Annotated in this window: 21 protein-coding genes and 1 pseudogene; 13 read left to right on the top strand and 9 right to left on the bottom strand. The window is 67.8% G+C overall.

The window, feature by feature from the left end; genetic code table 11:
• The 5 genes and pseudogenes from RR928_RS24840 to RR928_RS06615 form a co-directional block, all read left to right on the top strand.
• Positions 1–129 (top strand): annotated as a pseudogene (locus RR928_RS24840) (tripartite tricarboxylate transporter permease); the annotation flags it as partial.
• A 155-nt stretch (positions 130–284) separates the two neighbouring features.
• A complete protein-coding gene (locus RR928_RS06630) occupies positions 285–1,589 on the top strand; it encodes a DUF3422 family protein (protein ID WP_332534004.1) in 1,305 nt (434 codons plus the stop codon).
• Positions 1,590–1,664: 75 nt separating this feature from the next.
• The gene (locus RR928_RS06625; protein WP_332534005.1) at positions 1,665–2,462 is read left to right on the top strand and encodes an SDR family oxidoreductase; all 798 of its coding nucleotides are present in this window, start codon (positions 1,665–1,667) and stop codon (positions 2,460–2,462) included.
• Between the two features lie 63 nt (positions 2,463–2,525).
• Positions 2,526–3,506 carry a quinone oxidoreductase family protein gene (locus RR928_RS06620; protein WP_332534006.1) on the top strand — a complete coding sequence of 327 codons (981 nt, stop codon included), beginning with the start codon at positions 2,526–2,528 and terminating at the stop codon, positions 3,504–3,506.
• Positions 3,503–4,315: an NUDIX hydrolase gene (locus tag RR928_RS06615; RefSeq protein WP_332547606.1), complete on the top strand. Its 813-nt coding sequence runs from the start codon at positions 3,503–3,505 to the stop codon at positions 4,313–4,315. Before RR928_RS06620 ends, RR928_RS06615 begins: the two co-directional genes overlap by 4 nt.
• 15 nt (positions 4,316–4,330) lie before the next feature.
• On the opposite strand, the gene RR928_RS06610 is transcribed toward RR928_RS06615, so the two are convergent.
• The 4 genes from RR928_RS06610 to RR928_RS06595 all read right to left on the bottom strand — a co-directional run bounded on the left by RR928_RS06610 (position 4,331) and on the right by RR928_RS06595 (position 10,756).
• Entirely contained in the window at positions 4,331–5,992 is a 1,662-nt protein-coding gene (locus tag RR928_RS06610) for a Na/Pi cotransporter family protein (RefSeq protein WP_332534008.1), read from the bottom strand.
• Between the two features lie 237 nt (positions 5,993–6,229).
• The gene (gene lspA, locus RR928_RS06605) at positions 6,230–6,736 is read right to left on the bottom strand and encodes a signal peptidase II (RefSeq protein ID WP_332534009.1); all 507 of its coding nucleotides are present in this window, start codon (positions 6,734–6,736) and stop codon (positions 6,230–6,232) included.
• Positions 6,736–9,597 carry an isoleucine--tRNA ligase gene (gene ileS / locus RR928_RS06600; protein WP_332681871.1) on the bottom strand — a complete coding sequence of 954 codons (2,862 nt, stop codon included), beginning with the start codon at positions 9,595–9,597 and terminating at the stop codon, positions 6,736–6,738. The genes lspA and ileS overlap by 1 nt, the downstream gene beginning before the upstream one ends.
• A gap of 109 nt (positions 9,598–9,706) precedes the next feature.
• Complete coding sequence (locus tag RR928_RS06595; RefSeq protein WP_332534011.1) at positions 9,707–10,756, bottom strand: bifunctional riboflavin kinase/FAD synthetase; 1,050 nt, start codon at positions 10,754–10,756, stop codon at positions 9,707–9,709.
• 165 nt (positions 10,757–10,921) lie between these two features.
• Between RR928_RS06595 and RR928_RS06590 the strand changes: the two genes are divergently transcribed.
• A complete protein-coding gene (locus RR928_RS06590) occupies positions 10,922–11,503 on the top strand; it encodes an HNH endonuclease (RefSeq protein ID WP_332534012.1) in 582 nt (193 codons plus the stop codon).
• Here the strand turns inward: RR928_RS06590 and RR928_RS06585 are convergent.
• Positions 11,500–12,435: a LysR family transcriptional regulator gene (locus RR928_RS06585; RefSeq protein WP_332547605.1), complete on the bottom strand. Its 936-nt coding sequence runs from the start codon at positions 12,433–12,435 to the stop codon at positions 11,500–11,502. The two genes, RR928_RS06590 and RR928_RS06585, sit on opposite strands and share 4 nt — an antisense overlap.
• 101 nt (positions 12,436–12,536) lie before the next feature.
• Between RR928_RS06585 and RR928_RS06580 the strand changes: the two genes are divergently transcribed.
• The 6 genes from RR928_RS06580 (at position 12,537) to RR928_RS06555 (ending at position 19,370) form a co-directional block, all read left to right on the top strand.
• Positions 12,537–13,208: an orotate phosphoribosyltransferase gene (locus tag RR928_RS06580; protein WP_332547604.1), complete on the top strand. Its 672-nt coding sequence runs from the start codon at positions 12,537–12,539 to the stop codon at positions 13,206–13,208.
• Positions 13,205–14,467 (top strand): hydantoinase/carbamoylase family amidase, encoded by a 1,263-nt coding sequence (locus RR928_RS06575; protein WP_332534015.1) that lies wholly within the window; start codon positions 13,205–13,207, stop codon positions 14,465–14,467. Before RR928_RS06580 ends, RR928_RS06575 begins: the two co-directional genes overlap by 4 nt.
• Positions 14,468–14,573: 106 nt before the next feature.
• Complete coding sequence (locus RR928_RS06570; RefSeq protein ID WP_332534078.1) at positions 14,574–16,010, top strand: TolC family protein; 1,437 nt, start codon at positions 14,574–14,576, stop codon at positions 16,008–16,010.
• Positions 16,007–17,035: an HlyD family secretion protein gene (locus tag RR928_RS06565; RefSeq protein WP_332681868.1), complete on the top strand. Its 1,029-nt coding sequence runs from the start codon at positions 16,007–16,009 to the stop codon at positions 17,033–17,035. Before RR928_RS06570 ends, RR928_RS06565 begins: the two co-directional genes overlap by 4 nt.
• An 8-nt stretch (positions 17,036–17,043) precedes the next feature.
• Entirely contained in the window at positions 17,044–18,234 is a 1,191-nt protein-coding gene (locus RR928_RS06560) for an ABC transporter permease (RefSeq protein WP_332534017.1), read from the top strand.
• A 2-nt stretch (positions 18,235–18,236) separates the two neighbouring features.
• Positions 18,237–19,370 (top strand): ABC transporter permease, encoded by a 1,134-nt coding sequence (locus RR928_RS06555; RefSeq protein ID WP_332534018.1) that lies wholly within the window; start codon positions 18,237–18,239, stop codon positions 19,368–19,370.
• Here RR928_RS06555 and RR928_RS06550 read toward each other — a convergent pair.
• Positions 19,367–19,981, bottom strand: a complete 615-nt coding sequence (locus RR928_RS06550; protein WP_442881425.1) for a DUF2238 domain-containing protein — start codon at positions 19,979–19,981, stop codon at positions 19,367–19,369. The two genes, RR928_RS06555 and RR928_RS06550, sit on opposite strands and share 4 nt — an antisense overlap.
• A gap of 206 nt (positions 19,982–20,187) precedes the next feature.
• Between RR928_RS06550 and RR928_RS06545 the strand changes: the two genes are divergently transcribed.
• Positions 20,188–21,135, top strand: a complete 948-nt coding sequence (locus RR928_RS06545; protein WP_332534020.1) for a bestrophin family protein — start codon at positions 20,188–20,190, stop codon at positions 21,133–21,135.
• A 25-nt stretch (positions 21,136–21,160) separates the two neighbouring features.
• Here RR928_RS06545 and RR928_RS06540 read toward each other — a convergent pair whose 3' ends face one another.
• The 3 genes from RR928_RS06540 to RR928_RS06530 form a co-directional block, all read right to left on the bottom strand.
• Positions 21,161–21,772: a GNAT family N-acetyltransferase gene (locus tag RR928_RS06540; protein ID WP_332534021.1), complete on the bottom strand. Its 612-nt coding sequence runs from the start codon at positions 21,770–21,772 to the stop codon at positions 21,161–21,163.
• Between the two features lie 132 nt (positions 21,773–21,904).
• Positions 21,905–23,020: an acyl-CoA dehydrogenase family protein gene (locus RR928_RS06535; RefSeq protein WP_332534022.1), complete on the bottom strand. Its 1,116-nt coding sequence runs from the start codon at positions 23,018–23,020 to the stop codon at positions 21,905–21,907.
• Positions 23,021–23,029: 9 nt separating this feature from the next.
• On the bottom strand, positions 23,030–24,211 hold the full coding sequence (locus RR928_RS06530) for an acyl-CoA dehydrogenase family protein (RefSeq protein WP_332534023.1): 1,182 nt from the start codon (positions 24,209–24,211) through the stop codon (positions 23,030–23,032).
• Positions 24,212–24,213: the final 2 nt, after the last annotated feature.

Here is a 24,213-nt window from a genome sequence, read left to right as displayed (position 1 = left end):
GGCGACTGGAGCGTGTTCGTGACGCGTCCCATCTCCGCGAGCTTCCTGGCACTGGCCGTGCTGCTGCTGATCATCGTGCTGATGCCGGCAGTCAAGAACCGCCGCGAAGAAGCCTTCGTCGAAGACTGATGAAGCTGCAGGCCCCACGCGCTGGGGCTGGCACAACGGAAACGGCACCTTCGGGTGCCGTTTTTTTTCGTCCCTGCGCGGCGCCGGAAAATGTCGACCACCATGGCTGCGCCGCTGCGACAGGCCACAATAGGGGTTGGTATCACAAGGTTCCCATGCTTGCTCCGACTCCCCCGGCGCAGCACCCGCAGCGGGTGCTGCTGCACAATGAAATCCATGCGCGTCCCGCCGAAGTGATGGCCGCGCCGCTGGCCATCACGCAGGTCGTGATGTGGGCCGACGCCGCCCAGCGCGAAGCCAGCCGCAGCCATGTGGCGCGCCTGCTGCGCGACCACCATCAATCTCCACCCGACGACAGCACCACGCATCTGCGCTGCGACCTCGGTGCGTTTCGCCTGCGCTGGGAGCTGCACACCGAGTTCGTTTCCTGGACCTTCACCGTGGCACTGGACGACGCCAGCGAACTCGACGCGCGCGCGCCGCGCAGCGCGCTGTCCCAGGTGCCGCGCGAATGGCTTGCGGCCCTGCCGGGCCAGTGCCTGAGCAGCCTGCACCTCTGGGCGCTCACGCCCGCCCAGGAGCAGGGCCAGCGCCTGGTGCGCCACATGCTGCACGAGGAGAACGTCGTCGCTTCGGCCGTGGTCGACGGCGCGGCGCAGCTGTTCACCGATTTTTCCATTCACGCCGACGGCAGCTCGCGCATGCTGGTGTTTGTCCAGGAGCCGATGTCGCCGCAGCGCCTGGGCCGGCTGGTGCAGCGCCTGCTCGAGATCGAGGCCTACCGCATGGCCGCGCTGCTGGGCCTGCCGGCCGCGCGGCGCGCGGCCGAAGTGCTGGCCACCGCCGAGCGCGACCTCGCCGAGCTGGCCCAGGCGATACGCCTGGCCGACCGCGACAGCGAGCCGCTGCTGCTTGACCGCCTCACGCGGCTCGCGGGCCAGGTCGAGAGCGAATACGCGGCCACGCACTCGCGCTTTTCGGCGAGCATGGCCTATTTCGAGCTGGTCGACCGGCGCATCCACGACATCAGCGAAACGCGGCTGCCGGGCATGCAGACCATCCAGCAATTCATGGACCGGCGGCTGTCGCCCGCGCGCAGCACCTGCGAATGGGCCACGCGCCGGCAGAACGCGCTGTCCGAGCGGGTCTCGCGCGTGAGCCAGTTGCTGCGCACCCGCGTCGATATCGAACAGCAGCAAAGCAGCCAGGCGCTGCTGGGCACGATGAACCACCGCCAGGGCATGCAGCTGAAACTCCAGTCCACCGTCGAAGGCCTGTCGGTGGCGGCCATCACCTATTACATCGTGGGCCTGGTCAGCTACCTCGCCAAGGGCGCGCAGAAGATAGGCTGGCCCTGGTCGCCCGAATCGACGGCCGCGGTGGCGATTCCGGTCGTGGCGCTGGGCGTATGGTGGTCGTTGCGGCGGCTGCACCACAAGCTTTTTCACGGCCGCGGTTGAACCCGGGCGCAACTATATTCAATGACAGGCGCGACCCGAGGGCGCGCGATTTTTCAACGGCAACGGAGGTTTTCCATGGATTTGGGTATTGCAGGCAAGTGGGCGCTGGTATGCGGCGCGAGCAAGGGTCTGGGCTATGGCTGCGCGCAGGCGCTGGCCGGTGAAGGCGTGAACCTGGTGATCAACGCGCGCAACCCCGAGGCGCTGGCCGAAGCCGCGGCGCGCCTGGCGGCGCTGCCGGGCGCGGGCAAGGTGATTGCCGCCGCCGCCGACATCACCACGCCCGAAGGCCGCGCAGCGGTGCTGTCGGCCGCGGGTGGCCCGGGCGTGGACTTCGACATCGTCGTGACCAATGCCGGCGGCCCGCCACCGGGTGATTTCCGCGACTGGGACCGCGACGCCTGGATCAAGGCCGTGGACGCCAACATGCTCACGCCCATCGAGCTGATCAAGGCCACCGTCGACGGCATGGCCGCGCGCGGCTTCGGGCGCATCGTCAACATCACGTCGAGCGCCGTGAAGGCACCGATCGACATCCTGGGCCTGTCGAACGGCGCGCGCAGCGGCCTGACCGGTTTTGTCGCCGGCGCCGCGCGCAGCTCGATCGCGGGCAAGGGCGTGACCATCAACAACCTGCTGCCGGGCAAGTTCGCCACCGACCGCCTGCAGGGCACGATGCAGGCCGCGGCCAGCAAGACCGGCAAGAGCATCGACGAGATCAGCGAAGCCAGCATGAAGCAGATTCCCGCGCGCCGTTTCGGCAATGCCCAGGAATTCGGCGCGATCTGCGCTTTCCTGTGCAGCCAGCATGCGGGCTATATGACGGGCCAGAACATCCTTCCGGATGGCGGCCTGTACCCAGGCAGCTTCTAAGCACCAGCAGCCCGGTCGCCGTACCGGGCTGTTTTACTTGCAACGCGTTGGAGGAGACAGGCAATGAACATGGCAGTACAAATCGCCGCGCCCGGCGGACCCGAGCAGTTGCAACTGGTCGAGGTCGCGGTAGGAGAGCCCGGTCCGGGCGAAGTGCGCATACGCCACAAGGCGATAGGGCTCAACTACATCGATGTCTATCAGCGCAGCGGCCTGTATCCGCTGGCCATGCCCCTGAACCTGGGCATGGAAGGCGCGGGCGTGATCGAGGCCGTGGGGCCGGGCGTTGCGCATCTGCAGGTCGGCGACCGCGCGGCCTACACCAGCAATCCGCCGGGCTCGTACTGCGAAGCGCGCGTCATGCCCGCCGATCGTGTCTGCCGCCTGCCGGACGACATCGATTTCGAGACCGGCGCGGCAATGATGCTCAAGGGACTCACGGCGCAATACCTGCTCAAGAAGGTCAAGCCGGTCGAAGGCCTGGAAGCCGGAGACTTCGTGCTGTTCCATGCGGCCGCGGGCGGCGTGGGCCTGATTGCCTGCCAATGGGCGCGCGCCCTGGGCCTGCAGTTGATTGCCACGGCCGGCAGCGACGAGAAATGCCAGCTCGCGCTGGCCAACGGCGCGGCCCATGCCATCAACTACCGCAGCGAGAATTTCGCCGAGCGCGTGCAGGAGATCACGGCCGGCGCGGGCGTCAAGGTGGTCTACGACTCGGTCGGCAAGGACACCTGGGAAGGCTCGCTGCAGTGCCTGCGCACTTTCGGGCTGATGGTCTGCTTCGGCAATGCCTCGGGGCCGGTGCCGGCGTTCGCGCCTTCGCTGCTCGCCGCGCGCTCGCTGTACATCACGCGCCAGACGGTCTACAACCACATCGCCACGCGCGCATCCTGCCAGGCCATGGCCGACGACCTGTTCGCCGTGGTGCAAAGCGGCGCCGTGAAGATCCATATCGCCCAGCGCTATGCGCTGCGCGACATCCAGCAGGCCCACCGCGACCTCGAGGCGCGCAAGACCACGGGCTCGACCATCCTGACCCTATGAGCGCCTTGCCGGTTCCCGAATGGGTGGCGCGCACGCGCGCCATCGCCTGCGCCGCGCCGCTGCAGCCGCGCGAGACGCTGCATGTCGCGGGCCAGGCCGTGGGTTCGGTGCAGCGCGGCCTGCTGCCCGATCTGGGCCTGGACAATCTGCGCGCCATGGGCATAGCGCTGATGCAGCGGGACGGCGCCTGGTGGCTGCAGGCCGAAGTGGGCGACAGCGCCACGCTGGCGCTCAACCGCCTGGCCCAGGTGCTGCGCGCCGACGGCCGCTGCGGGCCCTGGCGCGATGAGCAACTGGCGGTGCGCAACGCCCAGGGCGAGTCCATCGCCACCGTGGAGCGCGGCGCGGTGCGCGTGCTGGGCCTTGCCACGCTGGCCGTGCATCTGGTCGGCGTCGCGCCCGACGGACGGTTATGGGTGCAGCAGCGCGCGGCCGACAAGGCGATGTTTCCCAACCGCTGGGACACGCTGATGGGCGGCATGGTGTCGGCCCAGGACGATCTCGATACCGCGCTGGCGCGCGAGACCTGGGAAGAGGCCGGACTGCGGCTGGACGCGCTGCACGAGCTGCGCCATGGCGGATTCTTTGAACTGAACCAGCCCAGCGACGAAGGCGACGGCTGCGGCTATATCCGCGAGCGCATCCACTGGTATGTGGCGACCGTGCCCGACGGCGTGCTGCCCGACAACCAGGACGGCGAAGTCCAGGGATTTGCGCTGCTGCCGGCCGATCAGGTCCAGGCCTGGGCGGCGCAGGAGCGCTTCACGCCCGAGGCGGCGCTGGTCTGGGCGGGATATTGGGGCTGGTAGACAGCCCCGACCGGTTCATTCCTGCTTTGCCAGCGGCTTCTCACGCAATCGGCTGGGCGCGAGCGCTCCGGCCGATTCGAGGATGGGATAGGCCACAGAGCACAGCAGCGAGTTGATGCGCTTGAGTTCGCTGATCATGTCGATGTGCAGCGAGCTGGTCTCTATGCTGGGCATGGTGTTGTCCGACAGCCGCGCGAGGTGGGAGGCCGAGTAGGCGAGCTCCAGGTCGCGAAAGCGCGCCTTTTCCTCGAGAAGCTTCTGCGCGTCGCGCACATTGCCCGTGAGGAACACGCTCATCGCCAGCCGCAGGTTGTCGAGCAGGCGCGCGTGCAGGTCGTTGATTTCCTGCATGCCGGCCGCCGAGAACTGCCGGCCCTTCTTGATCTTCTTGGCTTCGATGTCCTGCAGCACGCGCTCGATCAAATCGCCGATCTGCTCCATGTTGATGGTGAAGCTGATGACTTCGGTCCAGCGCTGGCCTTCCTTCTCGTCGAGCTCGGCGCGCGAGATCTTGGTCATGTAGTACTTGATGGCCGAATACAGCTCGTCGACGGTGTCGTCGAGATGGCGCAGCTCCGCCGACAGCTTGAGGTCGTCGTTGACCAGCACCTTGTGCATGCCTATCAGCATGGCTTCGACGATGTCGGCCTGGTGCAGTGCCTCGCGCGCGGCGCAGGAAATCGCCAGCGAGGGCGTGGACAGCGCCGAGGCATCGAGGTGGCGCGGACGCAGCGGATTGCCCGAGCCCGGCGCGGGCTTGGGCAGCAGCGTGGTCACCCATTTGGCGACCATGTTGGTCATGCCTATGAAGAACAGCGTGTTGAAGATGTTGAACGCGAGGTGGAACAGCACCACGTTGCTCGCGCCGTCGCCGATGAGGGGACGCACATGCTGCATCCACGGGCCTATGGCCGGCAAGGCCAGCGCCACGCCCATGATCTTGAACAGCATGTTGCCCACGGTCACCTGGCGCACTTCGACGCTGGACTTGGCCGTGGTCAGCACCGCGACCAGGCCACTGCCCAGGTTCGCGCCCAGCGCCAGGCCCAGCGCGACTTCGAGCGGCACGGCGCCGGAGCTTGCCATGGCGGCGATCAGCAGCACGATGGCCAGGCTCGAATAGGCCATGACCGCGAGCACCGCGCCCATCAGCAGTTCGAGGAAGATATCGCTGGTCATCGAGCCCAGCAGCGTGCGTATGACGTTGGACTCGACCAGCGGCTCGGTGGCTTCGACCACCAGGCGCAGCGCCAGCAGCATCACGCCCAGGCCGATCAGCACGCGGCCTATGCGCCCTGGCGTGCTGTCCTGGCGCGTGATGAACAGCACCACGCCGACGAAGATCAATAGAGGCGAGAGCCAGGACAGGTCGGTGGCGAACAGCACCGACATCATTGCCGTGCCCACGTCGGCGCCGCGCATCACGGCCAGCGCCGAGGGCAGGGTGATCAGGCCCTGGCCCACGAAGGACGAGGTCATCAGCGAGGTGGCGGTGCTGGACTGCACCAGCGCGGTCACACCGATGCCCGAGAGCACCGCGGACACGCGGTTGCCCATGCTGCGGGCAAGGAGGTTGCGCAGGTTCGCACCGAAGACGCGCAAGACCCCGGTTCGAACCATGTGGGTGCCCCACACAAGCAGTGCAACGGCGGCCAGTAGGTTGAGTAAGTGTTTCATGGGCAGAACCAAGCACTATAGCGCGATGGCCGAGTCTGTGCCGCGAGAGTGGTTGAAATGGCGCGTTTTCGCGCGTTTATGCGCGTTTTCCCTGCGTTATGTGCGATTTGAGCACTGTTTTTCCGCGCGCGGATACGGGTAAACCCGCGCATCAAGCCTGTTGGCGCAGCCCCCGCCCTGGGCTCTGCCGCAAAGACCGACGGCCCGTGCCAGGGGCACAGGCCGTCGCTGGCGCCATCAGGCGGCGCTCTTCCTGCGCATGCGGCGCAGCTCGTCAAGAACCAGCAGCACCGCGCCTATGCTGATCGCCATGTCGGCGACATTGAACGCCGGGAAGTGCGAAGCCCCCCAGTAGAAGTCCAGAAAGTCGACCACATAGCCGTGCTGCAGGCGATCGACCACATTGCCTATGGCGCCGCCCAGGATGCTGGCCAGCGCCAGACCCAGCAGGCGCTGGCCGCGGTGGGCGTGCAGCTGCCAGACGATGACCACCGTGGCGACCACGCCTATGCCCGTGAACAGCCAGCGCTGCCAGCCGCCGGCGTCGGCCAGGAACGAGAACGCCGCGCCGGTGTTGTGCGCGCGCACGATGTTGAAGAAGCCCGTGATCGGCGTGAAATCACCGAGCTGGTAGTAGGCCAGGATCCACTGCTTGGTGATCTGATCGACCACGATCAGCAGCAGCGCCCAGGCCAGCCACGGCCAGATGGCCGGGCGCGCCGTGGTGGGAATGGCGCTGGCCATCAGGCGATCTTCCGGTCTTCGCCGGCGCCATGCAGATTGCTGTCGCAGCGGCCGCACAGCGTCGGATGGGCGGGATTGATGCCCACATCTTCGCGGTAATGCCAGCAGCGCTCGCACTTTTCATGGGCGCTGGGCGCGACCGTCGATTGCAGCGCCGCACCGGACTCAGCAGCCACGGCCTGCGCGGCCGAGGTGATCAGCACGAACTTCAGGTCGTCGCCCAGGCTTTGCAGCAGCGCCAGGTCTTCGGGCTCGGCGGCCAGCGTGACTTCGGCCTGCAGCGACGAGCCGACCTGGCCCGTGGTGCGCACGGCTTCGATGTCCTTGTTCACCAGATCGCGGATCTCGCGGATGCGCGCCCACTTGGCGAGCAGCGCGGCGTCGCCCGCGGGCAGGTCGCTGAACTTTTCCAGGAAGATGGTTTCGCTGTCGCCGAAGATCTTCCAGGCTTCCTCGGCCGTGAACGACAGGAACGGCGCCATCCAGCGCAGCATCGCATGCGTGATCTGCCACAGCGCGGTCTGCGCCGAGCGGCGCGCCAGGCTCTTGGGCGCGCTGGTGTAGAGCCGGTCCTTGAGCACGTCGAGGTAGAAGCCGCCCAGGTCTTCCGAGCAGTACAGCTGCAGCTTCGCGACCGCGGGATGGAACTCGTAGTCGTGGTAGTGGCCGATGATCTCCGTCTGCAGCTCGTGGGCGCGCGCCAGCGCGTAGCGGTCGATCTCGAGCATCTGCTCGAAAGGCACGGCATCCTGCGCCGGGTCGAAGTCGCTGACGTTGGCCAGCAGGAAGCGCAGCGTGTTGCGGATGCGGCGGTAGGCATCGACCACGCGCGCCAGGATCTTGTCGTCGATCGCCAGGTCGCCCGAGTAATCGGTGGAAGCCACCCACAGGCGGATGATTTCAGCGCCCAGCTTGCTTGATACGTCCTGCGGCGCCACCGTGTTGCCCAGCGACTTGCTCATCTTCTTGCCCTGGCCGTCGACGGTGAAGCCGTGCGTCACCAGACCGCGGTAGGGCGCGCGGCCGTAGATGGCCGAGGCCAGCAGCAGCGAGGAGTGGAACCAGCCGCGGTGCTGGTCATGGCCTTCGAGGTACAGGTCGGCTTCGGGGCCGCTGTCATGGTGCATTTCGCCATGGGTGCCGCGCATCACATGCCAGAAGGTCGAGCCCGAGTCGAACCAGACTTCGAGAATGTCGGTGCTCTTGGTGTACTGGGCGGCTTCCTCGGCGCCGAGGATTTCCTCGGTGCTCACACGGCTCCAGGCCTCGATGCCGCCTTCCTCGATCATGGCCGCGGCCTGGTCGATGATTTCCATGGTGCGCGGATGCAGTTCACCCGAGTCCACATGCAGGAAGAACGGCAGGGGCACGCCCCAGCTGCGCTGGCGCGAGATGCACCAGTCGGGCCGCCCGGCAATCATCGCGCGCAGGCGTTCCTTGCCGTTCTCGGGGTAGAACTGGGTCTGCTCGATGGCCGCCAGCGCGGTCTCGCGCAGCGTGCCCGGCGCCTTGTCCTTGGTGAACACGCCTTCGCCCTCGTCCATGCGCACGAACCACTGGGCCGCGGCGCGGTAGATCACCGGCGTCTTGTGGCGCCAGCAATGCGGGTAGCTGTGGGTGATGGTCTGGCTGTCGAGCAGGCGGCCGGCTTCGCGCAGCGTCTCGATGATGACCGGCGCGGCCTTCCAGATGTGCTGGCCCGCGAACAGCGGCAGTTCGGGCGCGTAGACGCCGTTGCCCTGCACCGGGTTGAGGATGTTGTCGTACTCCATGCCGTTGCTGACGCAGGAGTTGAAGTCATCCACGCCGTAGGCGGGCGCCGAGTGCACGATACCCGTGCCGTCGTCGGCCGTGGCGTAGTCGGCCAGATACACCGGCGACAGGCGGTCGTAGCCCGCATCGACTTCGGCCAGCGGATGGCGGAAGTTCAGGTGGTCGAGCTTCTCGCCCAGGGCGGTGCCGATCACGTTGCCGCTCAGCGCCCAGCGTTCCAGGCACTTGTCCACCAGCGCGCTGGCGACGATCAGCAGGCCGCGCTCGGTGTCGACCAGGCTGTATTCGAGCGCCGGGTTGACGTTGAGCGCCTGGTTCGCGGGGATGGTCCAGGCGGTCGTGGTCCAGATGACGATGTAGGCGGTCTTGGAAAGCGGCGGCAGGCCGAAGGCCGCGGCCAGCTTTTCGGGCTCGGCCGTGGGGAACATCACGTCCAGCGTCTGGCTCTTCTTGTCGGCGTATTCGATCTCGAACTCGGCCAGCGACGAGCCGCAGTCGAAGCACCAGTACACGGGCTTGAGGCCGCGGTACACGTAGCCGCGCTCCATGACGCGCTTGAGCGCGCGCAGTTCGCCGGCCTCGTTGGCGTAGTTCATGGTCTTGTACGGATGGTCCCAGTCGCCGAGCACGCCCAGGCGCTTGAAGTCGACCATCTGCTGGGCGATCTGCGCGGTGGCGAAAGCGCGGCTCTTGGCCTGCATCTCGTCGCGCGGCAGGTTGCGCCCGTGCAGCTTCTCGATCGCGTTCTCGATCGGCAGGCCGTGGCAGTCCCAGCCCGGCACGTAAAGCGCGTCAAAGCCTTCGAGCTGGCGGCTCTTGACGATCATGTCCTTGAGCACCTTGTTGGCGGCGTGGCCGATGTGGATCTGGCCGTTGGCATACGGCGGGCCGTCGTGCAGGATGAACTTGGGCGCGCCGCAGCGCGCGTCGCGCAGCTTCTTGTAGATGCCCTTGTCTTCCCATTCCTTGGTCCAGCCGGCTTCCCGCTTGGGCAGGTCGCCGCGCATGGGGAACGGGGTGTCGGGCATGTTCAGGGTGCTGCGATAGCTGCTCGCAGCGGCGGGGGTGTTTTTGGCTTGATCGGACATGGAAACCTTCAAAGCGAAGCGTTGCCCGGGGAAGTGGCCCGGGCATGGAAAGCGGGGCGGGAGTGGAGCACGGGCGACCTGCCCGGGCTCCTGCAGCGCAGGGCGCGCGTCAAATTCGATCGCGAGTCGTCTGGCGACGGGTTTCGGTGTACGTGGGCGCAGGCAAAGCGGCAAACAGCGCGCGCGCGTCGTCACAGTCCTTGGCAATCCCCGCGGTCAGGGCTTGCAGACTGTCGTACTTCAGCTCGTCATGCAGTTTGTGCAGAAGTTCCACGCGGATGATTTTACCGTATGCCCCTTCAGCCCCCAGGTGGGCGGGCCAATCGAGGCAATGGGTCTCGAGCAGCACGCGCCCGCCGTTGACGTCGTTCGGGTCCAGAGAAGGGCGCACGCCCAGATTGGCCACGCCCTGCAGCGGCTGGTCGGACAGGCCGTGCACGTGCACCGCGAAAATGCCGCCGGCCGCGGGCTTCCAGTGCGCAAAGCGCAGGTTCAGCGTGCGGAAGCCGTCGCTTGCGCCCGGGCGGGATTCGGCAAGCTGGCGTCCCAGCTTGCGGCCGTGCAGCACATGGCCGGAGATCGTGTAGGGATGGCCCAGCAGGCGCGCGGCTTCGTCCATCCGGCCCGCGGCCAGGGCCTCGCGCACCGCCGAGCTCGACACGCGCAGGCCGTGCACTTCGTAGCTGTTCATGCGCGCCACGTCGAAGCCGCTGCGCTGGCCCGCGGCGTCGAGCATCGCGTAGTCGCCGGCGCGCTTGGCGCCAAAGCAGAAATCGTCGCCGACCAGCACATAGCGCGCGCCCAGACCGGCGAGCAGCACTTCGTCGATGAAGGCCTGGGGCGACTGGCTGGCCAGCCGCTGGTTGAACGGCAGTACCACCACCTGGTCCACACCGCAGCGCTCGAGTGCTTCGAGCTTGTCGCGCAGCGTGCAGATGCGCGCCGGCGCGAGCCCGGGCTGGTGGAGCACCTTGGCGAAATAGTCGCGCGGATGGGGCTCGAAGGTGAGCACGCAGGTGGCGACGCCGCGCTGCCGGGCTTCGCCCGCAAGCAGGGACAGCATGGCCTGGTGACCCCGGTGGACACCGTCGAAATTGCCAATCGTCAGGGCACAGGCGGGTTCACGCCCCGAGTGCTGGAAGCCGCGGAAGATCTTCATCAATATGCTTTGGTTCTGCGAGCGGTGCGCGCCTGTGCATCCAGCGCGGCCTACGGGTTTTCGCTCAAAGCGAGTATATTGCCTGAGACAGGTGGGCCCAGACCGGCGGGTTGTTCCCTGCGGGCCCACATTCCTTGGCGATGGTGATTGCAAAGGAGGCATGTTGTGAAGGTGCTGAAATTGTCCGCGCAAGGGCTGCCCCAGTCCTGGCTCACGCTTGAACAGGCGGTTCTCTATTACGCCGCCGACGCCGTGCGCTGGGAGTCCGGGGCAGAGATCGCCTGTTTCCGCGGCGGCCACAACGCGCGCACCGGCCTGCAGTCGGTGATACATGTCAACAGCATCATCGGCACGCGCGGCATGCCCGCCATCAATCCGCATGCGCTCAAGCCCGGCCTCACCAACAGCAAGCTCTTTGCGCGCGATCGCTGCGTCTGCGCCTACTGCGGCCAGCTGTTCGACGACAGCGAGCTCACGCGCGAACATATCCTGCCCCAGGCCGCGCGCGGCCAGGACCATTGGATGAACGTGGTCACGGCCTGCCGCCCCTGCAACCACCGCAAGGGCGCGCGCACGCCCGAGCAGGCGCGCATGCCGCTGCTCTATGCCCCCTATGTGCCCAGCCTCTGGGAAGACTTCATCCTGCGCAACCGCCGCATTCTGGCCGACCAGATGGAATTCCTCACCGCGCATCTGCCCAAGACTTCACGCATGCGCTTGGGGCATGAGATGGAAGCCTTGGCTTAGGAATCCTTGCCCTGCGGAACCAATGCCTCGGCAAAGTGCCGCGCGGGCGCGGGCAGGTCGGCAAAGCGCGTTGCATACAGGTTGAGGTCGCGTTCTGCCCAGGCGTCGGTCAGCGGCACGGCGTGCAGTTCGCGCGTCTCGCCCAGGCGCTGGTAGGCGCCTTCAGGCATCACGCCCACGCCCAGTCCGCATTCGATCATGCGGCACATCGCGCTCAGGCTGTCGACTTCGATGCGCTGGCGCAGCATGCGCCGGCCCGAGCGCGCTTCGCGGTCCAGCGTTTCCTGCACGATGGAGCTGTCGCGCAGGCCGACCTGGGCATAGTCGAGCGCTTCTTCATACGCCAGCTGCGCATGGCGCGCGAGCGCATGGCCGCGCGGCATGATCAGCACCATGCGCTCGCGCCGGTAGGGCATGGATTCGAGGCCTTCGGCTTCGTCGCAGGGGCTGCACACGCCCAGGTCGGCAAGATGGTCGCGCACCGCGCGCGCCACGTTGCGGCTCGTGGCCTGGCGCAGGTCGATGCGGATGTCGGGGTGGCGCTGGGCGAACTGCGCGATGTGCTCGGGCAGGAACTGCTCCACGGCCGAGGCGTTGGCGCTCAGCCGCACCAGGCCGCGCACGCCGCGCGCGTATTCGATCAGGTCGTCGCGCAGGTGTTCCACGTCGAGCAGGATGGTGCGCGCGTGTTCGAGCAGCAGCTGGCCTGCGGGCGTGGCGCGCACGCCGCGCGCATGGCGCAGCAGCAGCGGCGTGCGCGCCAGCGATTCGAGCTCGGCAATGCGCTTGCTCACGGCCGAAGCCACCATGCCGCCATGCTCGGCCGCGCGCGCGATGCTGCCGCACTCGCAGATCAGCACGAAAAGATCGAGCGAAGCGAGGTCGATCTGGCGCAGAAAGCTGCGCGAGGAGGTGAAGTCGGATAGGGACATGCGGCATGAGCCATCGCGGATGGGAACGGCTGTAGGAATTTTAGCCACTTCTGGTTGGACCGCTGGCTTCTTACCATGGCGTTTTGCCCACGGATACGTTCATGCTTCTTTCCGACTCCGACGCCCCGCGCGTTGCCCAGGCCCTGGTGGGGCTGGGCGCGGTGCGCATTGCCGCGCACCAGCCGTTCTTCTATACATCGGGCTGGGCCAGTCCGGTCTATGTGGACGCGCAAGTCCTGATGTCGGATGTCGCGCTGCGCGGCTCAATCATGGACCTCGCGGCGCGCAGCGTGCGGCCGGTGATCGCCGCGCGCGGCATCAACGCCATCGTGGGCACGGAAAGCTCGGGCATAGCGTTTGCGGCATGGCTGGCCGAACGCCTGGAACTGCCCATGCTCTACCTGCGCAAGCGCCCCGTGGGCTGGGACATCACGGCCCAGCTCGAAGGCCGGCTGCCCGCCGACGCCAGGGTGCTGCTGGTCGACGACGTGACCACCGACGGCCGCTCCAAGGCCGGCACCGTCGCGGCGCTGCGCCGCGCGGGCCCGGTGGTCGAAGATGTGCTGGTGCTGCTCGACTACGCGCTCTACGCCCAGGAAGCCAGCACGCTGGCCGAGCATGGCCTGTCGCTGCACGCGCTGGCCACCTGGAAGCATCTGCATGAAGCCCTGCTCGCCAGCGGACAGCTCAGCAGCGCCCAGCAGGCGACGCTGGCCGACTTCTCGGCCTCGCCCGTGGCCTGGTCGCTGCGCAACGGAGGCACAGGCGCATGATGGACTGCACCACCGTGACCGACACCCGCGCTCTGGCCGAAGCGCTGCTCGCCGAGATCCGCGCAGCCACGCGCGACGGCCTGGGCGTGACGCGCGAAAGCTATGGCCAGGGCGAGAACACCGCGCTGCGCATTCTCGCGGCCAAGGCCGCTGAACTCGATCTGCGCTGCGAGACCGACCGTGCGGGCAACCTCTGGCTGAGTCTGCCCGAAGACCAGCGCGAGGCCCCTTTCCTGGTGGTCGGCTCGCACGCCGACTCCGTGCCGCAGGGCGGCAATTTCGACGGCCTGGCCGGCATCGTCGCCGGCATGCTGATACTGGTCGGCCTGCGCGGGCGCCATGAGGATGCGCTGCCGGTGCGCGTGCTCGCGCTGCGCGGCGAGGAAAGCGCCTGGTACGGCAAGGCCTATCTGGGCTCGCTGTCGCTGCTGGGCAAGCTGCCTGCGGCCACGCTGGCGCGCCCGCGCCGCGACGGTCTCGACACGCTGAGCGAAGCCATGACGCGCTGCGGCGCCGACGTCGCGGCAATCGGCCGCGGCGAAGCGCTGATTGACATCGCCGACATCGCCGCCTACCTCGAAGTGCATATCGAGCAGGGCCCCATCATGGTCAACCGCGGCTGGCCCGTGGCGCTGGTCACGGGCATACGCGGCAACGTGCGCCACAACCTGATCCGCTGCATAGGCGAGTCCGGCCACTCGGGCGCCGTGCCGCGCTGGCTGCGCAAGGACGCGCTGCTGGCCGTGGCCGAACTGCTGTCGCGCATGGACGAACACTGGCGCGTGCTGCTGCAGATGGGCATGGACATGGTGATGACCACGGGCATCTGCTCGACCTCGCCGCAGTCGCATGCGGTCTCGGTCATTCCCGGCGAAGTCGCCTTCAGCTTCGAGGTGCGCAGCCAGGACACGCAGACGCTGGAGCGCTTCTATACCCTGATGCGCGAGGAATGCGCGGCGATCGAGCGCGCGCGCAACGTGCGTTTCGAATTCGATGATCGCCTGTTCACCGAGCCGGCGATCATGGATGCGGGCTGGCTCGATCGCATGGAGGCGGTCGCCGCCCCGGGCGCGAAGCTCGAACGCATCGCCAGCGGCGCCGGCCATGACGCAGCCGTGTTTGCCAATGCGGGCGTGCCTTCGGGCATGGTGTTCATACGCAACGACAACGGCTCGCACAATCCCCATGAGGCGATGGACATAGACGACTTCCTGCTGGGCGTCGAATTGCTGACGCGGGCGATGACGGCCAAGGCCTGAACGCCAAGCCTTGCACCGCCGGCGCGAGCGTTGCCGGCGGTTGATTCCTATATGATGCCCCTATCCTTTTCAAGGCTTACCGCGAGAGAGGAAGGAGCTACCCGTGATGCCGACTCCCACGTCATCTGTTGCACTGCGCTGGCGTCGGCTGCTGGGTGGCTGCGTGGCGGCCTTGGGCGCATGCTGCGCGCTGGCACAGCCCGCAGCCCCGCTGAGTTTTGTCGAAGCACAGACCGCGCTGCTCGAGCGCTCCGACCAGCTGGCCGCAGCGCACAGCGCCGTGGACAGCGCGCGCCTGCGCCGCCAGGGCGTCGATGGTCTGGGCGGGCCTTCAGTGTCGGTCACGGGCATGGCCTACCGCTATTCGGTCAATGCCGATATCAATCTCGATCCCGCGCGCCGCATGCTCGACGGCGCGCTGGGCATGCTGCCTCCTGAGTTGGGGCAGCTGCTGCCCGGTACGCCGCAGCTGCCCTCCAATGTCGGGCTGCAGCGCGAGAAGAACAATGCGTCGGCCAATCTGTCGCTGATCTGGCCGCTGTACATGGGCGGCGTGTCGGACGCCGTGCGCTCGGGGCTAGACGGCGCCACCGACGAGGCGCTGGCCGACGCCGCCAGCAGCCGCGAATCGCTGCAGTCGCTGCTAGTCCAGCGCTACTTCGGCGCGCAGCTCGCCGAGCGCGCCGCACAGTTGCGCCTGCGCGCGCTGGACGCGGTGCGCCAGCACGACGGCGCCGCGCAAAGCATGCTCCAGGTCGGCGTGATCGCCAAGGTCGAACGCCTGCAGGCCCAGGCCGCATTGGCCGATGCCGAGCAGCAGGCGCGCAAGGCGCGCGACGACGCCCAGCTCGCGGCCACGGCGCTGGCGCGCACCGTCAAGGTCCAGGCCCTGGTGCAGCCCACTTCGCCGCTGTTCGTCAGCAGCCGGCCGCTGGCGCCGCTCGCGGAGTTCGTGGCCGCCGCCCAGCAGTTGCATCCCGGTCTCGACAAGGTGCAGGCCAAGCGGCGCCAGGCGGAGTCGCTGCACGACGCCCAGGAAGCCTTGCGCAAGCCCCAGGTGCTGGCCTTTGGCCTGCACGAGCTGGCGACCAGCGGCAAGCCCAACTGGGTCGCGGGCGTGGCCGTGCGCTGGACGCTGTGGGACAGCCTGGACCGCGATGCGCTCGCGGCGTCGTCGCTGCGCAAGATCGACCAGGCCGAATCGATGCAGGCCCAGGTGCGCAGCGACCTCGCGCTGCTGGTCGAGAAGAACTGGCTGGGCGTGGAGCAGGCGCGGCGCCAGTACCTGGCGCAGCAGGCGCAGGAAGACCTGGCGCGCGAGCTGCTGCGCCTGCGCGAAGCCGGACTCAAGGAGGGCACGAGCACCGTGCTCGACCTGATCGACGCCCAGACCAATCTCGCCAAGGTGCAGACCCAGCGCGCGGAAAGCGCCAATCTGTATGTGCAGGCACTGGCTGCGCTGCTCGAAAGCTCGGGCCAGAGCGATGCCTTCGCGCGCTACATGGCCCAGGCCGACATCCAAATTCCCGCCGACGCACCATGACCTCTACTCCATCCGAACCCCAATCTCCGGCGCCTGCGGCGTCGCGCGCCAAGCGTCCCGTGCTGGCCGTCGTGCTGGTGCTGCTGGTGGTGCTGCTGATTGCCTGGGGGTTCTGGCGCGCGGCCCAGCCCGCGCCGCTGTATTTCCAGGGGCAGATGGAAGCGCGCGAGTCGGACATCGCCTCCAAGGTCACGGCGCGCATCTCCAAGGTGCTGGTCAAGGACGGCCAGAAGATCCAGCCCGGCGACCTGCTGATCGAACTCGACAGCCCCGAAGTGCGTGCCAAGCTGGCCCAGGCCGAAGCCGCGCGCGACGCGGCCCAGGCCGTGGCCGACAAGGCCCAGGCCGGTGCCCGGCCGCAGGAAGTGCAGATGGCGCGCCTGAGCTGGCAGCGCGCCCAGGCCGCGGCCGAGCTGGCCGAGACGTCCTACAGGCGCGTGCAAAGCCTCTACGACCAGGGCCTGGTCGCGGCGCAAAAGCGCGACGAGGCCTTTGCCAACCACCGCGCCTCGCGTGACCAGGCGCTGGCCGCCAAGGCGCAGTTCGACATGTCCGCGTCCGGCGCGCGCACCGAGGACAAGAGCGCCGCCCAGGCCCAGGCGCGCCAGGTGCAGGGAGTGGTCGCGGAAGTCGAGGCGGCCAGCGCCGAGACGCAGCTGCGCAGCCCCGTGGGCGGCGAAGTCGGCCAGATACTGGCCAAGGAAGGCGAGCTGTCGCCGCAGGGCGTGGCCCTGGTCACCGTGGTCGATCTGAGCGACCAGTGGGTGGTTCTGAACGTGCGCGAAGACCATCTGGCGCGCTTCGCCCAGGGCAGCCGCTTCTCGGCGCGCCTGCCGGCGCTGGACAACCGTCAGGCCGAGTTCGAGGTGTTCTACCTGGGCGTGCTGCCCGACTTCGCGACCTGGCGCGCGACGCGCGCCGGCCAGGGTTTCGACGCGCGCACGTTCGAGGTGCGCGCCCGGCCTGCCGCGCCCATTGAAGGCGCGCGCCCGGGCATGAGTGTCGTGGTCGAGGAAAGCCGCTGAGGCGGATGATGGGCCCGCTGCTTGCCAGCCTGCGGCGCGAAGCAAGGCTGCTGCGCGCGCGTCCCTGGGACCTGGCCATGATCAGCTGGGTGCCGCTGCTGTCGGTGCTGCTGCTGGCCTGGATCTTCTCGGCGGGTCTGCCGCAGCGGCTGCCGATCACCGTTTGGGACCAGGACCACAGCAGCGTCTCGCGCCAGCTGGTGCGCTTTCTGGAGGCGACGCCGGGGCTGGCGGTGCGCTCGCAGGCGCTCAATGCGTCCGAGGCGCAATGGGAGCTGCAGTCCATGGCATCCTATGCCGTGGTGCAGATTCCGCCGGGCTTCGCGCGCGCTGTGAAGCGCGGCCACGCGGCCAATGTGGTGCTGCTGCACAACGCCCAGCTCGCCACGCATTCGAGCCTGATACAGCGCGACCTGCGCCAGGTGGTCGGCGTGCTGTCGGCGGGCATAGAGATGCAGGCGCGCGCCAAGCGCGGCGACCCGCAGCAGGTGCTGCGCGTGCGCATGGAGCCGGTGCAGACCAATCTGGTGTCCTTGTTCAACATCTCGACCAATTACGAGCAGTTCCTCGCTGCGGCGCTGATTCCGGCGCTGCTGCATATCCTCGCGATGACCGCGGGCGCCTGGTCGGTGGGGCGCGAGCTGCGCGACCGCACGCTGGGCGACTGGCTGCAGGCGGCCGCGGGCCCGCGGACCGCGGGCTGGTCGGTGCTGCTGGGCGCGCTGACGGGCAAGCTGGTTCTTCCCTGGCTGAGCCTGAGCGCCTGCGGCTGGACAGGCTTGCTGTGGCTTACGCTGGGGCGCGGCTGGGCCGTGGCCGGCAGCCTGGCGTGGGTCGGCCTGGGCCTGGCGGCGCTGGTCGCCGTGAGCCTGGCCGCGGGCGCGCTGCTGGCCGCGCTGACGCTGTCGCTGCGCACCGCGCTGTCGGGCGCGGGCCTGCTGTCGGCGCCCGCGTTCGCGTTCAGCGGCGTGGGCTTTCCGCTGCTGGCCATGCCGGCCTCGGCGCGCGGCTGGGCGGTCTCCATGCCCTACACCCACTATGCGCGGCTGCAGATCGAGCAGTTCCAGATGGGCGCGCCCGTGGTGCAGAGCCTGCCCATCGTGTGTTCGCTGGCGCTGGCCACGCTGGTGCTGTTGCTGCTGGCGACGGCTGGCCTGGCCAGGGGCCTGCGCAGTCCCGACAAGTGGGGCGGGCGCTGAACATGGCGCGCCAATCCTCCTTTGTCCGCAGCCTGACCGGCACGCTGCGCGCGGCGTTCGGCGATGTCGGCGTGCTGCTGCTGCTGGTCGGCGCGCCCGTGCTTTACGGTTTCTTCTATCCCTGGTTCTACGCCGATGAAGTGGTGCAGCGCGTTCCGGTCGCCGTGGTGCAGCTGGACGGCAGCGGCCTGGCGCGCCAGACGCTGCGCTTTGCCCAGGCCAGTCCGCGCATCGCCGTGACGCTGGTGACCGGCGATGAAGCCGCGGCCCAGCAGGCGCTGCTGCGCGGCGAGGTCATGGGCTATGCGGTGCTGCCCCCCGACTTCAAGCGCAAGGTGGTGCGCAGCGAGAAGGTCGTGGTGCCGGTCTATGCGAACGGTGCCTATCCGCTGGTCGCCAAGCAGGTGCAGTACGGCTTTGCCGAAGCCGTGGGCACGGTTTCGGCGGGCATAGAGCTCAAGCGCCTCGGCGCCAGCGGGCAGAGCAGCCTGCAGGCCGCAAGCAGCCGGTCGCCGGTCAACCTGCAGCTGCAGGCGCTGTTCAATCCCACCGAAGGCTACGGCAGCTTCGTGGTCGCGGCGGTCGCGGTGCTGATACTGCAGCAGACCCTGCTGATGGGCGGCGCGCTGCTGGTCGGCACCTGGCGCGAGCGCGGCGAGGCCGCGGCGCCGGCATCGGTCTGGCTGGGCCGGCTGCTCGCGCTGTGCCTGATAGGCTGGCTGTCGGGCCTGTACTACTTCGGCTGGATCTTCGTCTGGCACGACTTCCCGCGCGGCGGCAATCCGCTGGGCGCCCTGGCGCTGCTCGCGGTCTTCGTCCCCGCGGTCGTGGGGCTGTCGGCGCTGCTGGGCTGGTGGTTCGCGAGCCGCGAGCGCGCGATGCAGGTGATTCTGTTCACCTCGATTCCGCTGGCCTTCGTGGGCGGCTTCAGCTGGCCGGCCGAAGCCCTGCCCACCGCACTGCAATGGCTGCGCTGGCTGTCGCCCAGCACGGCGGGCATACAGGCTTCGCTGCGGCTGAACCAGGCCGGCGCTCCGCTGCAGGCCGCGCTCTGGTATTTGAGCGTGCTGCTGGCGTTGGCGCTGTGCAGCTGGCTGGCCGTGCTGTGGCTGGGGCGCAGGAAGGCCGGGCGCTAGCCGCGGCGCGGCGCGGCCAGCCGCGCGATCTGCCGGTCCTGCCAGCGCGCCAGCGTCAGCAGCGCGGCCAGCGCGCCCAGCAGGGCAAACGCCATGTCCGATTGCGTGTCCCAGGGATCGCCCTGCGTGCCCAGGAATTCGTCCGCGCCCTGGCCCAGCGCCAGCGCCGCGGCCCATTCGATCAGCTCGTAGCTGGCGCTGATGGCCAGCACGATGCAGACGACCACAAAGGCCAGCATCTTCCTGCCCTGGACATAGCCGCCGCGCAGCAGGATCTCGCGCGCCACCAGCGCCGGTATGAAGCCCTGGGCAAAGTGGCCTATCTTGTCGTAGGGGTTGCGCGACAGATCGAGCCACGACTGCAGCTCGAAGCCGAACGGCACGCGCGCATAGGAATAGGTGCCGCCGACGATCAGCACCAGCGCATGCAGGCCTATGCAGGCATAGAGCAGGGGGGTGAGCGGGAAACGCCTGCGCGTGGCCCAGAGCATCGGCAGCGCAATCAGCACGGGCGCGACTTCCAGCCACCAGGTGGTGCGGTCGAACGGATTGAGCGACGAGATCGCCAGGGCAATCAGGCAGAACAAGGTCAGCGCGGATAAATGCTTCAAGGCCGAATTTTCCATTCCCATTGCGCGTCCTGTCCGTGAAGTGACCTGTGCCGCAGAGCATGCGCAGGCCGCGCCATCTCTATCCAGAGAAGCGCGCATGGCCTTGTGCTCTGCTCAATAATGCCCGGCTATGCAAAAAATGCCGAAGGCGTGCCCGTCGGAAATTGCATTCTAGTATCCGTTTTTTCCAGACTGCACCCCCCGCAATGATCGTTCGCGAGCGCCCGGCCGGCTTCCGGCTTTTCCTCATCTTGCGGGGCTCTGTGTTGCAGCGCATTCGCCTGTCCCTGGCCATCAACACGCTGCTGGCCATTCTCGTGACGCTGGCCCACGGCAGTCTGTTTTCCGTGAAGATCACGCTGACGCCGATTCCCTTCACGCTGATCGGCCTGCCGCTGGCGATCTTCCTGGGTTTTCGCAACAACACCGCCTACGACCGCTACTGGGAAGGGCGCAAGCTCTGGGGCGAGATGGTGATACAGACGCGCACGCTCGCGCGCCAGTGCCTGGGCCTGATACGCCTGCCGCAAGCCGTTGATGCCGGCCGGCGCGACAGCGACGTGCGCGTGCGCATGATCCACCGCGCTATCGCCTACGCGCATGCGCTGCGCCTGCAACTGCGCGACCAGCCGCAAACCGACGACCTGCAGCGCTGGCTCACGGCCGAGGAGTGGCAGGCGCTGCGGCGCAAGCCCGTGGGCCGGCGCGCCGATGCGCTGATGATGACCATGGGCCAGGAGCTGGGCGACTGCGTGCGCCGCGGCGAGATCGACCCCTGCCTGGCGACGCGCTTCGACACCACGCTGACCGAGATGCTGGGCGCCGCGGCCTCGTGCGAACGCATACGCCACACGCCCATGCCGTTTTCCTATGCGCTGCTGCTGCATCGCACGGCCTATATGTATTGCTTCCTGCTGCCGTTCGGCCTGGTCGACATCACGGGCTTCATGACGCCGTTCGTCGTCGCCATCGTCGCCTACACGTTCTTCGGCCTCGACGCGCTGGGCGATGAACTCGAAGAGCCGTTCGGCATGGAAAGCAACGACCTGCCGCTGGACACGATCTGCCGCGGCATAGAGATCACGCTGCTCGACGCCTTGAACGCCCCCGACATTCCCGAGCCGCTGCGCCCGGTCAACTATCTGCTGACCTGAGGCCGCGGCCTGCGCGCTTCAAGCGCTACCCGGCGAGCGCGCCGATGATCGGCACCTGCGGCGCGGCCCCGGCCGGCAGATGGCCTGTGAGACGGGGGTCGGCCTGCACTTCGATGCGCACCGCATAGGGGGTGAAGCCGGCGTTGATATAGAAGCGCAGCGCCGAAGGGTGGTCGTAGGTGCAGGTATGGACCCACATGCGCTCGATGGGGCGCGACCAGGCCAGCGCAATCGCCTGCTGCATCAGCGCGCGGCCCAGGCCTTGGCCGGTGCACTCGGGCGTGAGGCCCAGAAAGCTCAGCTCGCAGGCGAGCGGCGTGCGGAAATCGAGTTCCAGCAGACCCACGTCTTCATCGTCGCGGCGAACGATGCGCACCACGACATCGGGGTCGTTCAGAATGCCGGCCAGTTCGTCGTCGGCCATGAACAGCCGCGAGTACCAGAGCCAGTCGGCGCCGACCTTGCGAAACAGCGCGCGGTAGGCATCGAGGCTGCCATGCGCCAGCGGCGCGAGCGCGAACCCTGGGGGCAGAGCGTGATCGGCGGGCGCGGGGCGGGCGCGCATTTCGAGATCGGTGACAACGCTGGCCACATGGCCGGCAGCGACGTCGGTATAGCCAAGGGGAACGGTGCTCATGGGTGGCAAGCGCTGCGTCCCGGCTTGAACGACAGGGAAAGAAGTGGTTTGGTCATGCCGAAACATTAGCACGGCATGGTGTGCACGCTGGCGCCCGCCCACGCAGGCGGCGCGCCAGCGTGCAGACACAGGCTAGGCAAACACGCCGGCCGTCTCCTGCATTCCCGCCGAGACTTCGCCCAGATGGTGCAGGCTGTCGCCGAACGTCATTTCCAGCTGGGTCAGGCGCTTGAAGTAGTGGCTCACGATGTATTCGTCGGTCACGCCTATGCCGCCGTGCAGCTGCACCGCCTGCTGACCCACGAAGCGCATCGCCTGGCCCAGCTGCACGCGCGCGCGCGCCATCGCCAGGTGGCGCTCGGCGGCCGGAGCGGTCATCTTCAGGCTCGCGTAATAGCTCATCGAACGTGCGAGCTCGAGCTGCATCTTCATGTCGGCAACGCGATGGCGCAGCGCCTGGAAGCTCGCGATCACCACGCCGAACTGCTTGCGCTGGTTCATGTAGTCGACGGTGATGTGCAGCGTCTGCTCCATCGCGCCCACGGCTTCGGCACACAGAGCGGCATTGGCCACATCGGAGGCCAGCGTCAGCGCCGTGAGGCCATGCTGGGTCAGCAGCGTGGCCGGTGTGTTTGTGCACTGCAGCTCGGCTGCGCGGCTGCCGTCCTGTGTGCCATAGCCGCGCAGCGCCACGCCGCTGGCGCCGCGCTCCACCAGGAACAGCGCGATCTGGCCGTTGAGCTGTGCGGGCACGAGGAAAGCGTCGGCATGGTCGCCCACGGGCACCAGGCTCTTGTGCGCGTTGACCACATGGCCGCTGCCGCTGGCGGTTGCCGTGGCGCTGCAGACGTCGAGACGATGGCGCGCCTTGCGCTCCTGGTGGGCCAGCACCACCAGCGCTTCGCCGCCGGCGATCTTCGGCAGCCACTGCGCCTGGGCGTCGGCCGGCGCGTACTGGCTCAGCACGGCGCTGGCGACCACGGCCTGGGCCAGCGGCTCCAGCACGATGCCGCGGCCCAGTTCTTCCATTGCCACCATCACGTCGATCGGGCCCTGGCCCAGGCCGCCATGGGCTTCGGGCACGGCCAGCGCCGTCAGGCCCAGCTCGGCAAGCTCGTTGTAGGCGGCGCGTGAAAAGCCGCCTTCGGCCACGATTTCACGCCGGCGCTCGAAGGTATAGGCCTTGCTCACCCAGCGGCGCACGGCGTCGCGCAGTTGCTGCTGGTCTTCGGAAAAATTGAAATCCATGATGTCTCCTCAGCCGAACACTGTTTGAGCGACGATATTGCGCTGGACTTCATTGCTGCCGCCATAGATGGTGGTCTTGCGCATGTTGAAGTAGGTCGAGGCCAGCGGCGCGTTGGCCGCTTCGCCGCCGGGGAAGTCGCCCTGCCAGCCGGCTTCCATCGCTTCCTCGATGAACGGCAGGCTGAACGGGCCCGCGGCCAGCATCATCAGCTCGCTGTAGCGCTGCTGGATCTCGCTGCCCTTGATCTTCAGCAGGCCCGCGATATCGAGCGGGTTCTTGCCCGAGGTCTCGGCCGAGAGCACGCGCAGCACCATCATTTCCAGCGCGATCACATCGATTTCGAGCAGCGCGATCTGGTCGCGAAAGCGCTGGTCTTCCCAGACGCCTTCGGCCTTGGCAATGCGCTTGAGGCGCTCGAGCTCGCGCTTGGAGCGGTTCACGTCGGCAATGTTGGTGCGCTCGTGCGACAGCAGGTGCTTGGCATAGGTCCAGCCCTGGTTCTCCTCGCCAATCAGGTTCTCGACCGGCACCTTGACGTCGTCGAAGAAGACTTCGTTGACTTCGCATTCGCCGTCCAGCAGCTTGATCGGGCGCACGCTCACGCCCGGCGATTTCATGTCGATCAGCAGGAAGGAAATGCCGGTCTGCGGCTTGCCCTCGGTGCTGGTGCGCACCAGGCAGAAGATCCATTCGCCGTACTGGCCCAGCGTCGTCCAGGTCTTCTGGCCGTTGACCAGATAGTGGTCGCCCTGGCGTTCGGCGCGGGTCTTGACCGACGCCAGGTCCGAGCCCGAGCCCGGCTCGCTGTAGCCCTGGCTCCACCAGACTTCGCCGCTGGCGATGCCCGGCAGAAAGCGCTGCTGCTGCTCGGCATTGCCGAAAGCCATGATCACCGGCGCAACCATCACCGGGCCGAAGGGAATCACGCGCGGCGCACAGGCCAGCGCGCATTCTTCCTCGAACAGATGCTTTTGCACCGCGGTCCAGCCCGGACCGCCGAAGGCCGTGGGCCAGCCATGGCCCAGCCAGCCGCGGCTGCCCAGTATCTTGGCCCAGCGCTGCAGGTCGTCGCGCGACAGCCTCAAAGCGTTGCGCACCTTGTGCGCGATGTCCTCGGGAAGATTGCTGCGGACCCAGGCGCGAATCTCTTCGCGGAAGGCCTGCTCTTCAGGGGTGAATGCGAGATCCATGC

Origin of the sequence: Comamonas sp., from assembly GCF_036666375.1 — a bacterium.
Classification (GTDB): domain Bacteria; phylum Pseudomonadota; class Gammaproteobacteria; order Burkholderiales; family Burkholderiaceae_C; genus Comamonas.
The sequence above is the reverse complement of the archived record's forward strand: the minus strand, read 5'-3'. Positions and strand labels throughout refer to the sequence as shown.